The following is a 12738-nucleotide window of genomic DNA, read 5'->3' on the forward strand; positions in this document are numbered from 1 at the left end:
TACTCAGCACGAACGGTTCTGCCTATTGTCATCATGCTCCAAGCTTGCGTCTCCCTCTCCCGGCGAGCGAAGGTGCCTAACGCGGCGTCAGCGTGACCACCGTCGGCGTCGCCGCCAACGGGATCGTCGTGAAGCCGCGTTCGGTCGTGCCGCGATCGGCACGATAGGCGGCCCCGCCCGCCGGTGCCTCGACCGACAGATGCGCGTTAGGCGTCGTCGCGCTGGCCGGGTCGAGCGTCAGTTCGATGCGGCGCGTCGCCGGCAGCCAGCGGGCGCGCGCGATCGTGCCGGCGGCCAGCGTGATCCACTGACCGGCGGGCGCGACGAACAGGCGGGTACGCGCCCCGTCGCGCGGTTCGATGGTGATCGCGTCGGGCGTGTCGCGCACGATGCCGCCGAACCCTAGCCAGCCGAAGGTCGCATCATGGACCAGATAGGTCGCGGCGGCATAGGCATGGCCGAAATATCCCATGCCGTAATCGCCGCTATACGCGTCCCAGCGCATCATGTCGGGTTCGGAATGGAAGGCGGCGGAGGCGAAGCCGTCGCGATCGACATTGGTGATCCCGCCCATGAACCCGCCATAGGCGACGCGCAGCAGGTGCAGGTCGGCCGGATTGCGGCGATAGGCATCGAACAGCGGGACCGCGTTCAACGCCGACCCGTAATGGTGCAGCTGCCGCTCGATCCGCTTGACCTTCCCGCCGTAGAGAAAGTCCCAGTAGCGCCGCGCATTGCCGTTATAGCCCCAGTGCGGAACGGTCGGGTCGTAGCCGAGGATGACCTCACGGGTGACCGCCGCCTCCTTCGCATGGCCGAAATACCGCATCCATGCATAGACTTCGGGCTGGCCGGTCGAATCCCATGCCATCTCGCTGCCGAATGGATAGGCGAGGGTGCGCCAATGGTCGGCCCGCGCGCGCATCCGGCGTTCGATATCGTCGGCCTCGGTCGTCATCCCCTCGCGCCGCAGGTCGGCGAGGATGTCGAGGAACACCTCGCCCTCCATCTGCCCGAACTGCGCATAATGCGGCGCGTCGCGCAGCATCGCGATCGTCGTGCGATAGGCATGGTCGAGGTAGAAGCGCCAGTCGTGGCGCGTGACCAGCCCGGCATGATGCCGCGCCAGCCGGTACAGCACCCAATGCCCGATCGCCACGTGCGGATAATTGTACGACCGGCCGAGATCGTCGGCTTGTATGCGGTCCCACGATGCCCAGGTCGACCAGTCGATGCGCTGGTCGTAAGCGTCGGGGAACGCCTTGGGATCGTAATAGAACAGGCTTTTCTTCACGCCGCCGCTTGGCACCTGCAACTTGCCGAGCACGGTTTCGTCGACCATGCGCTCGAGCTTCGCGACCTCGCCAGCGTCGGGATGGTCGAGTTGCTTCATCATCGCCGCGACCCATGCGCCGGCGCCGCCCTCGTCGCTCATCCCCGCGATCCAGGCGCGCTGATCCTGCGTAACGATGCGGTTCTCGTCGCGATCATAGGTCAGGATGGCGGGGGCGCGGCGGAACGGGTCGCGGGCGTCGTCAAACCATTGGCGCGTGGTCGCGAACCGGCCGAGATCGGCCGACACTTCGGCCAGCGGCTTGGTGACGTAATAATGGACGCTCTGTACGCTGCCATCGGCATAGGTGATGGCGACGCGCGCCCGGCCCCAGCCGGTGCCGGTAACCCGCCAGCGGTGCCAGCCGCGTGGGCCGGCGACCCTGGTCAGCGTCAGCGCGTCCGCGGGGGTGACCGTCACCTGTCGCACGGCTTGCGGCGTGCGGACGAACAGGTCGGCGGGGCTGTCGGTCGGAACGACGTAGCCCGGTAGCCCAATGGCCAACGGGCGGCGTTCGGCAAATAGTTTCCCCTCGATCGCGCGGATCGAGGGCGCGGTGACGAGGCGGACGCCGATGCTGCGCGACCCGCCCGGCGCAAGCGTGAAGCCGGTGGCCGGGTTCCATGGCTGTCCGGCATCGACCATGCCACCGCTGGCGACCATCCAGTCGTAGAAGCCCTCGAACGTCTGCTGGCGCGGGGTACGATCGGTGAAAATATCCCCGGCCGGCGCGCGCTTGGCATCGTGCAGGATGCGATATTGTTCGAGCGGCGACCGGCCGTCGGGCAGGACCAGCAGCGCCGGCCCCTTGCCGTTCAGCCGCGTGACCTGAAGATAACCGGCATCGTTGCCGATATAGGGATCGACGAAACTGGCCCTGGCATGCGCCGCCTCCAGCGTGCGGTCGGTGATGATGTTGTCGAACACCATCGGCATGCCGAGCGCGCCGATCTCGACCGGGGTCGTGCCCCGGTTGCGCAGCGTAAAGCGCAGCACGAGCGCGCCCCGGTCGCGCAGCCACGTCCGCTCGACGGTCAGCGGCAGGCGGTCGCCCATCGTTGCGGTCATGTCGGCGCGCGCGATCACGGTACCGCCGGGCGGCAAGGCGCGGACCGCGACGCGGTGCCGTGCCGAGGAGAAATCGCGCCATGCGCCACCCGCCGTGCGCAGCCGCAGATGCAGGTCGCCGAACTGGACGAAGCCGTCGCCCTGCCGTTGCTGCGCACGATCACCGGGGGCGAAGTCGAACCCCGGTTCGGCGCGCGGCGACAGGTGCAGCAGCGTCTGGCTGGCAGGGTCGAGCGTGACCGTCAGGTCGCCGACGCCATGCCGGACGGGGGCGGGCGCAGCGGCCGGAAGCATCGCCCCGGTACCAAGGAACGCGCCGCTCAGATAAACTGCCCATTGCCGCATCACGCTGCCTCTCACCTCGACCAATCGGTTGACTCCAATCGTCATTGCCCTATCGTATACGATATTATCGGGAGATGGAAATGCTGGTTGGTCGTCGCGCGTTCCTGATGTCGTCCGCGACGTTGCCGGTATTCGCGCTACCAGTGGCGGCGCGCACCATGGCGGCAATGCCGGCGATGGCCAAGCCGTTTCCGCTGTCGACGGTACGGCTGCGCCCGTCCGACTATGCCCGCGCGGTAGAGGTCAACCGCGCCTACCTGTTGCGGCTGTCGGCCGACCGGCTGCTGCACAATTTCCACAAGTTCGCCGGCTTCGCGCCCAAGGCGCCGGTCTATGGCGGGTGGGAAAGTGACACGATCGCAGGCCATACGCTGGGCCATTATCTGTCGGGGCTGGCGCTGACCCATGCCCAGACCGGTTGCACCGACTGCGTCACGCGCGCGACCTATATCATCGGCGAACTGGCGCGGTGTCAGGCGGCGCAGGGCGACGGCTATGTCGCGGGCTTCACCCGCAAGCGCAAGGACGGGACGGTCGTCGACGGGAAGGAGATCTTCCCGGAGATCATGCGCGGCGACATTCGATCGGCCGGGTTCGATCTGAACGGTTGCTGGGTGCCCTATTACAATTGGCACAAGCTTTATACCGGGTTGTTCGACGTCATCGACCATATCGGCCCGAACGAACAGGCGATGGCGATCGCGGTGGCGCTGGGCGGCTATATCGACCGGGTGTTCGCCGCGCTCAGCGACGATCAGGTGCAGGTGATGCTGGCCTGCGAATATGGCGGGCTGAACGAGAGTTTCGCCGAACTGCACGTGCGGACCGGCGATCCGCGCTGGCTGCGGCTGGCCGAGCGGATCTACGACAAGCGCAACCTTGATCCGCTGACGCAGAAGCGCGACCAGCTTGCCAATTTCCACGCGAATACGCAGGTGCCCAAGCTGATCGGGCTGGCGCGGCTTCACGAGATCACCGGCAAGGCCGAGCCGGCGACCGCCGCGCGCTTCTTCTGGGAACAGGTGACGCGGCATCACAGCTATGTGATCGGCGGCAATGCCGACCGCGAATATTTCAGCGCGCCGGACACGATCGCACAGCACATCACCGAACAGACCTGCGAGCATTGCAACACCTACAACATGCTCAAGCTGACCCGGCATTTGTACGGGTGGCAGCCTGACGGGGCGTTGTTCGACTTCTACGAACGCGCGCATCTCAACCATGTGATGGCGCAGCAGGAGCCGGTGAACGGCGGTTTCAGCTACATGACGCCGCTGATGACCGGGGCGAAGCGCGACTATTCGGCGCGCGATGGCGAGGAATTCTGGTGCTGCGTCGGCACCGGCATGGAAAGCCATGCCAAACATGGCGAGAGCATCTTCTGGACCGGCGACGACATGTTGATTGTCAACCTCTACATCCCCGCCGACGCGACCTGGACGGCGCGCGACGCGACTCTGGGGCTGGAGACCGCCTATCCGTTCGACGGTGCGGCGACGCTGACCTTTGCGATGCTCGGCAAGCCCGGACGCTTTCCGGTCGCGCTGCGGGTGCCCGGCTGGGCGAAGGGGCGCGAGGTGCTGGTCAATGGCAAGCCGGTCGATGCGGCGTCGGCTGGCGGCTATGCGATCGTCACGCGGCGGTGGCAGGCGGGGGACCGGGTGACGATCCGCTTGCCGCTCGACCTGCGGATCGAGGCGACGCCGGGCGATGCGCAGACGATCGCGGTGCTGCGCGGACCGCTGGTGCTGGCGGGCGATCTGGGCCGCGCCGATGGCGAATGGGACAAGCCCGACCCGTCAATGGTCGGCGACGATTTGCTCGCCGGTTTCGCAGTGGTCGCCCCGGAAGAGGCGCAATATGCGACGCGCGGGCTGATCCGGCCGGGCGACCTGAATTTCGTACCCTTCTACCGGCAATATGACCGGCGATCGGCGGTGTATTTCAAGCGGTTCACCGATGCGCAGTGGCAGGTCGAGGAAGCCGCGTTCCTTGCCGAACAGGCGCGGCAAAAGGATTTGGCGGCGCGGTCGGTCGACGTGATGCATCTGGGCGAGATGCAGCCCGAGCGCGATCATGCGCTGACGTCGGACATATCCTATCCAGTGGTCTATCGCGGTCGCAACGGCCGCGACGCGCGCAGCGGCGGCTTCTTCGAATTCACCATGGCGGTGAAGCCGGGGCCGCTGGTGCTGCAGGCGACCTATTGGGGTGACGAGCGCAAGCGCAGCTTCGACATATTGATCGACAACCAGCGGATCGCGACCCAGACGCTCGACGCCGACCGGCCGGGCGCGTTCTTCGATGTCGACTATCCGGTGCCCGAGCCGCTGACCCGCAGCAAGCGGCAGGTGAAGGTACGCTTCGTGCCGCATGATAAGAACAGCGCAGGACCGGTGTTCGGCGTGCGGCTGTTCACCGCCAAGCCGGGCGCGGTCGCGTGAGCGACGCGCAGGTGCGCATGACGCTGGCGGAAGTGCGCGACTATGCGCGCGCCACGCTGACGCGGGTCGGGCTGGCCCCGGCGCATGTCGCGGCGGTTGCCGAGACGATCGTCGCGGGCGAGCGCGACGGCTGCGGCGCGCACGGGCTGTACCGGTTGCTGGTCGCCGCCCATTCGGTGGCGAGCGGCGTGGTGGTGCCCGATGCGGTACCGGTGCTGGAGCAACGCGCGGCGGGCGTCGTCCGGGTCGACGGGCGTGGCGGCTTTGCGCAACTGGCGTTCGAGACCGGGCGCGACGCGCTGGTCACGGCCGCGCGCGCCAACGGGATCGCGGCGCTGGCGATCAACAATGTCGTGCATTTTGCGGCCTTGTGGCCCGAGGTCGAGGCGCTGGTCGAGCGCGGGCTGGTCGCGATGGCGGTGACCGCCAACCATGCGTGGGTGTCGCCGGCGGGCGGCACGCAGCCGGTGTTCGGGACCAACCCGATCGCGTTCGGCTGGCCACGCGCGGATGCCGCTCCGTTCGTGTTCGATTTCGCGACCAGCGCGGTGGCGCGTGGCGAGATCGAACTGCATCGCCGCGCCGGGAAACCGGTACCGGCGGAGTGGGGCCACGCGCCCGACGGAAGCGACACGACCGATGCGGCGGCGGTGCTGGCCGGGGCGATGCGTACCTTTGGCGGGCATAAGGGGTCGGCACTGGCGCTGATGATCGAACTGCTCGCCGGGCCACTGATCGGCGACCTGACCAGTGCCGAATCGATCGCGTGGGATGGTGGGCGCAAGGGATCGCCGCTGGGCGGCGAGCTGATCCTCGCGCTCGATCCCGCCGGATTTCTGGGCGCGGCGGCAGCGGCCGAGATGGCGCGCGCCGAAAGCGTGTTCGCCGCGATCGAGGGGCAGGGCGCCCGCATATCCGGCGCCCGCCGCCACGCGCTGCGCCCGGTCAGCGAGCGCGAAGGTGTGTCGGTGTCGCGCGCGCTGCTGCGCGATATCGACGATGTAACGGGGGAACGGGTATGACGATCACCTTGGCACTGGCGCTGTCGATCGCAGCACCACCCGCTGTGGCGCAACCGGTGGCGACCATCGCCGCGGATGCGGGCGATACGGCGTTCCGGCAATTGTCCGAGCGCGAATATGCGTGGCGCAAGACGCTGACCGGTCCCGGCGAAGACGCGCCGACCAGCAGGAACGCGACGCTGCCCGATGTCGGCCTGGCAGCGCAGGCGCGGATGACGCAGCGCTGGACCGAGACGCTGGCAGCACTCGACCGGATCGATCCCGCGACGCTCAGTCCCACAGCCCGCGACGACTATACTGTCTATCGCGCGCAGATCGCGGCGCTGCTCGCCCGGCAGCGGTTCCGCGATTACGAAAAGCCGCTGAACGCCGATACCAGCTTCTGGATGGACCTGGCGGGCATGGCGCGCGAGGAGTATCGCGACGAGGCGGCGTTGCGGCTGTACCTGTCGCAACTGGCCAGCGTTCCGCGCTATTTCGACCAGCAGATCGCGAACATGCGCGCCGGGTTGCAGCGTGGTTTCACGCCGCCCCGCGTCACCTTGCAGGGCCGCGATGCCGGCGTTCGCGAGGTGGTGCAGGCGGGTGCGAGCGAGGCATCCCCTTTCTACGCACCGTTTCGGACCTTGCCCGCCACGATCCCGACCGTGCGACAGGACGCGCTGCGCGCGGAGGCGAAGCGGGTGATCGCTGAGGCGGTGGTGCCGGCGCATGTGAAGCTGATGGCGTTCCTGCGCGACGACTATATCCCGCATGCGCAGGAGAAGCTGGCGGCGTACGACCTGCCCGACGGGCGCGATTACTACCGGTCGAAGGTCCGCGAGTTCGTGACCCGCGACCTGCCGCCTGAGGAGATCCATGCGATCGGGCTGCGTGAGGTCGCCAAAATCCGCGCGCGGATGCAGACGGTGATGACGCAGGTCGGATGGCAGGGCGATTTGCCGTCGTTTCTGAACCATTTGCGCACCGATCCGCGCTTCTATGCGAAGACGCCGCAGGACCTGCTCGACCGCGCCGCGTGGATCGCCAAGACGTTCGACGGCAAGGCCGGCACCTATTTCGGGCGGCTGCCGCGGATGCGCTTTGCGATCAAACCGGTCGCCCCCGACATCGCGCCCTTCTACACCAGCGGGCGCGGCGGGCCGGGCATCTATCTGGTCAACACTTATGACCTGCCGTCGCGGGGGCTCTATTCGCTGCCGGCGCTGACGCTGCACGAAAGCGCGCCGGGCCATGCGTTCCAGATGCCGTTCGCGATGGAGCTGACCGACCTGCCCGAATATCGCCGCAACGAATATATCTCGGCGTACGGGGAGGGCTGGGCGCTGTATAGCGAGGCGCTGGGCGAAGACATGGGGATGTACGAGACGCCCTATGACCTGTTCGGGATGCTGTCGTACCAGATGTGGCGCGCGGCGCGGCTGGTCGTCGATACCGGCATCCATTCGAAGGGGTGGACGCGCGAACAGGCGCAGGCATTCCTGCGTGACAATACCGCACTGTCGAACCACGAGATCACGACCGAGGTCGACCGCTACATCGCGTGGCCGGGGCAGGCGCTGAGCTATTATATGGGCGAGCTGGCGTTCCTCGACGCGCGGGCGAAGGCGCAGAAGGCGCTGGGCGACCGGTTCGACTATCGTGCATTCCACGATGCGATGCTGAGCTTGGGGTCGGTGCCGCTGCCGATGATCGACGCGCGGGTCGAACGCTTCATCGCCGATGGCGGCAAGGGGCCGTATCCGCTGGATTAGGGCATGATGACATGAGCCTGCCCCGTTCGTCCTGAGTAGCCATTGAGCTTGTCGAAACGGCGTATCGAAGGACCGTCTGGGGCGGGTGCTTCGATACGGGCCTTCGACTTCGCTCAGACCCTACTCAGCACGAACGGTTCTACCGGCTGTCATCCGACCCTAGCAGATTTCCGCCGTCGCCTTGGGCGGGTCGCCGGGCGGTACGCGCGCGGCATGGCGGTAAAAGACGTCGCCGGGCAGGCGGTGGCGGTTGCCATAGACCTGTGCCAGCAACGCATGGAGACTTGGGTCGTAGCGTTGCAGGTCGTCGTCGTTCAGCAACCGCTGCCCGTCGACGACGATCAGCCGGTTGGTGTTGAACCAGAGCTGCGTCCCCTCCGCCCAATATTCGTCGACCGTGGTCGCGGCATATTCTCCGCGCCACGCGCCGCGCGCCATCGCGGCGGCATAGGCGCGTTCGAGCGCGGCGTAGAGCGCGGTGTCGCGCTGCCGGACGGCCGCCAAGATCGCATGCGCGAATTCATGGACGAAATTATTCTCGCCATAATACCAGGTGCCGGGCGTGCCGATCAGATTTTCGGCCGGGGCGGTGGTCAGTTGCCCGCCCATGCCGCGCGCACGGTTGTTCCAGTAATCGCGGTCGCTGAGCCGCCCGATCCGCTCGGCATAATGTTTGCGCTCGCACGTCGTCAGGCGCGGATCGTCGGCGGTCGGTTTGGTCCAGTGGCGCTGTTCGGGCAGGTCGATCAGCCCTTCGGTCAGCGCGATGATCGCGACGCGATAGCCCGACGCTGCCATCCAGCGGCGCAGGTCGGGACGATCGGCGAGCATCGCGACGGCGATGTCGCGCGCGAACAACAGCGCGTCGTCGGGGACCTTGGCCGACGACACGATCGGAATGCCGCCGGCATCGACATGGCGGGTGTAGAAGGGATCGAGCCGCAGCGCCGCCGGTGGCGGCCCGATCGTCGCTGCGGCATAGCGACCCGGCGCGGCCGCCACCGGCACCGCGACCGCCGCCAGCAGCAGCGCCGCCAGCGCCCTCATCCGAACGGGCGGTCGATCGATGGCTGCGGCGGCGTGAACCATGCGGCACCGGTTTCGGTCACATGGAAATGATCCTCCAGCCGGATACCGAAGCGGTCGGGGACGACGATCATCGGTTCGTTGGAGAAGCACATACCCGGCTGCAACGGGGTCTTGTCCCCTCGCACCAGATAGGCCGGTTCGTGGATCGACAGGCCGATGCCGTGGCCGGTGCGATGTGGAAGGCCGGGCAGGCGATAGTCGGGACCCAGCCCCTCGCGCACCAGCACCGCGCGGGCGGCGGCGTCGACATCCTCGCACGGGACGCCGGGGGCGGCGGCGGCGAAGGCGGCGGCCTGTGCGGCATGTTCGATGTCCCAGATCGCGCGAACCTCGTCGGCGACGGGGCCGAAGGCATAGGTGCGGGTGATGTCGCTATGATAGCCGCCGACGCGGCAACCGGTGTCGATCAGCACCAGTTCACCCTCGTTCAACGCGCGGTCGCCGGGCAGGCCATGGGGAAAGGCGGTGGCGCGACCGAACTGGACGATGCAGAAATAGGAGGGCCCACCGCCGATCGCGCGGTGGGCGTCGTCGATGAAGCGCACGACCTCGCTGGCGAGGATGCCGGGACGCAAAATGCGCGCGGCGGCGGCCTGTACCGCCAGCGTCATGTCCTTGGCACTTTGCAGCAAGGCGAGTTCGGCGGGGGATTTGACCATGCGACAGCCGTCGATCGCGGGCGCACCGTCGGTGAGGGCGAGGCCGTGGCGGGCGAGCTTCTGCCCCCATGCGAAGGGGAGCAGCGGATCGACCGCGAGCGTGGCACCGGCGGGCAGCACGTCCCGGACCAGTGCGGTCGGATCTTCATCCTCTTCCCAGAGCAGCAGGTCGGCGGCGACCGCCAGATCCGCCTCGAGCGTGCCGCGCTCGAACGCCGGGCAGATGACGCGCGGCGTGCCGGTGACGGGGAGCAGCAACGCGACCATCCGCTCGCTGGCGCCCCAAGGGATGCCGGTGAAATAATCGAGCGAGGCACCGGTATGGACCAGCAACGCATCGGCGCCGGCACGCGCCGTCAACGTACGGGCTTGCTCGATCCGGTCGGCACGCTCGGCGGCGATGATCGCCGGGGCAGCGGCGAAGGGCCGGATCGCGGCGAGTTCCGTGGTCGCGGTCGATCCGCCGATAGTCATGCTGGCCTCCTGTCGAACTGCTGGTTCGCGAAGGATCGTCCTAGAACGGATTTCGGTCAGGTTGAACCGTCAACAGCCGGCGTCCATCAGGGACGCACCAAACGCACGAGCCGCGTCGAACCGATGCTGGGGAAAGGTGGTGCCCAGGGACGGGATCGAACCGCCGACACTGCGATTTTCAATCGCATGCTCTACCAACTGAGCTACCTGGGCCTGTCCGGGTGACCGGAAGAGCCGGCCTGTTAGCCGCGCGAATCGTCCCTGTCCAGCCCGGTTTCGGATTTTTCGTCGGAAGACGCCCTGGGTCCGGGAATGCGATATCCCTCCCCCATCCAGTTCAGCATGTCGCGGTCGCGACAGCCTCGGCTGCAAAAGGGGCGGAAGGCTGGTTCGGTCGGGGCCGAACAGAGCGGGCAATGGTTACGGGAAGCGAGCCTGGACATGGCCGGCGGATATGGCGAGGGCGTCCTCCCCCCGCAAGGCGAGCGGCGCACCGAGCATGCGTTCGACCGCCTGCATCCAGTCCGGGCGCGCCGTGATCGCAGCGACGACCGCCGGATGCGCGGCGAGCGTGCGTTCGCCGCTGCCCCCGGTCCGTTCCGCCTGGCGCAGCAGGGCGCGGGCATGGGCCGGGACATGGGCGAACAGTTCCGGGAGCGAGGCGCGCGGCCGCCGCCGCACGATCTGGAGAAAGCCGAAGCCATTGACGGCAGTACGCTCGAAAGGTTGCGGCAGGACGGCGTCGACCGTTTCGGCGATCGCCAGTCGAACCGCCTTGTCCTGCACGGTCGGCAGATCGATGCCGATCGACCCGGTGATGTCGAGCCGGGCGATCGCCGCCGCGGCTGCATGCGCGCCCGCAAGGGCCAGCGCCGCGGGGGCAAGCTCGCCATCGATGTCGATCAGCGTCATCGCCGGGGTCAGCGCAATCGACAGCGCGCCGCCTGGAAAGGTGACTTGGCCGGTGGTCGCTTCCTCGATCAGCAACGGCCAGCCTGCTTCGCCCAGCAGGTCGCGGTCGAACGGGCCGACGATGCGTGCGTCCGGCAGATCAGCGATCGACGGGCCGTCGCCGGGCTGCGCACCGGGCGCGGCGGGGCGGGCGCGGGCGCGCTTGGGCTTGCCGGGTTCGGACAGGGGCGGGCGGGTGATCTCGACCAGCAGCGTGGCGCCTTCGGTAACCGCGCGGGGCAGGGGGCTCAGCAGTGCCTCGCCATCGTCCCATGCGACCAGCCCCTCATTGCGCAGGGGCAGGCGGCGGACCAGCCGGGCGGGAAGGATCGTGCCGGCGCGCAACGCATCGTCGGGTTCGATGCGCGCCTCGACAATCTCGCCATCGACGATGCGCGCGGCCCGGACTTCGCCGATACCACGCTCGACGATCCAGTCAGCCAAGCGGCACGCCAGCGGTTTCGAGCAAGGCGCGGGTGTCGAACAGCGGCAGGCCGATCACGCCCGAATGACTGCCCGACAGGAAGCGGACGAACGCCTCCGCCCGCCCCTGAATCGCATAGCCGCCGGCCTTGCCCAGCCCTTCGCCGCACGCGACATAGGCGTCGATCTCGCGCTGCTCGAGCCGCTTGAACGCGACGATGGTGTCGGCGAGCCGTATGCGCGCCTTGCCGTCGGGCATCAGCACGCAGACGGCCGACAGGCAGTGGTGGCGACGGCCGGACAACAGGCCCAATAGTTCGCGCTGCACGTCCTCGGTCGTCGCCGGCGGCAGGATGCGGCGACCGAGCGCGATCGTCGTGTCGCCGGCCAGCACCACCGCGCCGTCGACCGGACCGATCGCGCGCGCCTTCGCTTCCGCCAGTCGCAGCGCATAGGGGCGCGGCAATTCGCCCTTCAGCGGGCTCTCGTCGATATCGGGGGCCTCGACCCGATCGGGCACGGCACCGATCCGCGCCAACAGATCGCGGCGGCGGGGCGAGGTCGAGGCAAGTATCAGGCGCATGGCCGTGGACCCGGTCACGCGGAACCGACTTACTTGAAGCGGTAGGTGATGCGACCCTTGGTCAGGTCATAGGGGGTCAGTTCGACCAGCACTTCGTCCCCGACCAGCACGCGGATGCGGTTCTTGCGCATCTTGCCGGCGGTGTGCCCCAGGATCTCGTGATCGTTCTCGAGCCGGACGCGGAACATCGCGTTGGGCAGCAGTTCGACCACCTGGCCGCGCATTTCGAGAAGTTCTTCCTTCGCCAAACAGATACCTCGTGAAATTAGGGCGCACCGGAAACGGGCGGGTTCCCATAGGCGCAAACCGCGAAAAAGGAAAGCGCGAACGACCGGACCCGTGGCTGGCACGGCCGGTCGTGGCAATGAGATTGGAAATAGGCGTAGCGGTTGGCGTGCGCAAGGGCGAGTGCGGGCGTGCGTTCGAGGATGGCTGTTACGTCACGCTGGACTTGAACGGGACCTCTGCGAAAGTTGTTCGGTCATTGGAAAGGGCGCAGTACCCCGGCGAAGGCCGGGGCCCAGTTGGGAAGGCTTCTCCGAATCTTGCCGACGTCCCCCAACTGGGCCCCGGCCTTCGCCGGGGTACGA

10 protein-coding genes and 1 tRNA gene are annotated in these 12738 nt (G+C 67.7%); 3 read left to right on the forward strand and 8 right to left on the reverse strand.

Features of this window, described 5'->3' with window-relative positions; translation table 11 throughout:
* Positions 1–76: 76 nt before the first annotated feature.
* Positions 77–2791 (reverse strand): DUF5695 domain-containing protein, encoded by a 2715-nt coding sequence (locus AAIO73_RS14515; RefSeq protein ID WP_345878920.1) that lies wholly within the window; start codon positions 2789–2791, stop codon positions 77–79.
* A 29-nt stretch (positions 2792–2820) separates the two neighbouring features.
* On the opposite strand from AAIO73_RS14515, the gene AAIO73_RS14520 reads away from it, so the two are divergent.
* The 3 genes from AAIO73_RS14520 to AAIO73_RS14530 are packed head-to-tail and all read left to right on the forward strand — an operon-like array spanning position 2821 to position 7969.
* Complete coding sequence (locus tag AAIO73_RS14520; protein WP_345878921.1) at positions 2821–5193, forward strand: beta-L-arabinofuranosidase domain-containing protein; 2373 nt, start codon at positions 2821–2823, stop codon at positions 5191–5193.
* 17 nt (positions 5194–5210) lie between these two features.
* Positions 5211–6215: an Ldh family oxidoreductase gene (locus tag AAIO73_RS14525; protein ID WP_345879152.1), complete on the forward strand. Its 1005-nt coding sequence runs from the start codon at positions 5211–5213 to the stop codon at positions 6213–6215.
* Positions 6212–7969, forward strand: a complete 1758-nt coding sequence (locus AAIO73_RS14530; protein ID WP_345878922.1) for a DUF885 domain-containing protein — start codon at positions 6212–6214, stop codon at positions 7967–7969. The genes AAIO73_RS14525 and AAIO73_RS14530 overlap by 4 nt, the downstream gene beginning before the upstream one ends.
* Positions 7970–8128: 159 nt before the next feature.
* On the opposite strand, the gene AAIO73_RS14535 is transcribed toward AAIO73_RS14530, so the two are convergent.
* The 7 genes from AAIO73_RS14535 to infA form a co-directional block, all read right to left on the reverse strand.
* Positions 8129–9016, reverse strand: coding sequence for a glycoside hydrolase (locus AAIO73_RS14535; RefSeq protein WP_345878923.1), 888 nt, complete (start codon positions 9014–9016; stop codon positions 8129–8131).
* A complete protein-coding gene (locus AAIO73_RS14540; protein ID WP_345878924.1) occupies positions 9013–10191 on the reverse strand; it encodes a M24 family metallopeptidase in 1179 nt (392 codons plus the stop codon). Before AAIO73_RS14540 ends, AAIO73_RS14535 begins: the two co-directional genes overlap by 4 nt.
* A 137-nt stretch (positions 10192–10328) precedes the next feature.
* Positions 10329–10404 (reverse strand) — tRNA-Phe (locus AAIO73_RS14545).
* A 29-nt stretch (positions 10405–10433) separates the two neighbouring features.
* Entirely contained in the window at positions 10434–10634 is a 201-nt protein-coding gene (locus AAIO73_RS14550) for a DNA gyrase inhibitor YacG (RefSeq protein WP_345878925.1), read from the reverse strand.
* Positions 10612–11586: an Rne/Rng family ribonuclease gene (locus AAIO73_RS14555; protein ID WP_345878926.1), complete on the reverse strand. Its 975-nt coding sequence runs from the start codon at positions 11584–11586 to the stop codon at positions 10612–10614. Before AAIO73_RS14555 ends, AAIO73_RS14550 begins: the two co-directional genes overlap by 23 nt.
* Positions 11579–12148 carry a Maf family protein gene (locus AAIO73_RS14560; protein ID WP_345879154.1) on the reverse strand — a complete coding sequence of 190 codons (570 nt, stop codon included), beginning with the start codon at positions 12146–12148 and terminating at the stop codon, positions 11579–11581. The genes AAIO73_RS14555 and AAIO73_RS14560 overlap by 8 nt, the downstream gene beginning before the upstream one ends.
* Positions 12149–12177: 29 nt before the next feature.
* The gene (gene infA / locus AAIO73_RS14565) at positions 12178–12396 is read right to left on the reverse strand and encodes a translation initiation factor IF-1 (RefSeq protein WP_003049127.1); all 219 of its coding nucleotides are present in this window, start codon (positions 12394–12396) and stop codon (positions 12178–12180) included.
* Positions 12397–12738: the final 342 nt, after the last annotated feature.

Source organism: Sphingomonas epibiotica, assembly GCF_039615155.1.
Taxonomy (GTDB): Bacteria; Pseudomonadota; Alphaproteobacteria; order Sphingomonadales; family Sphingomonadaceae; genus Sphingomonas.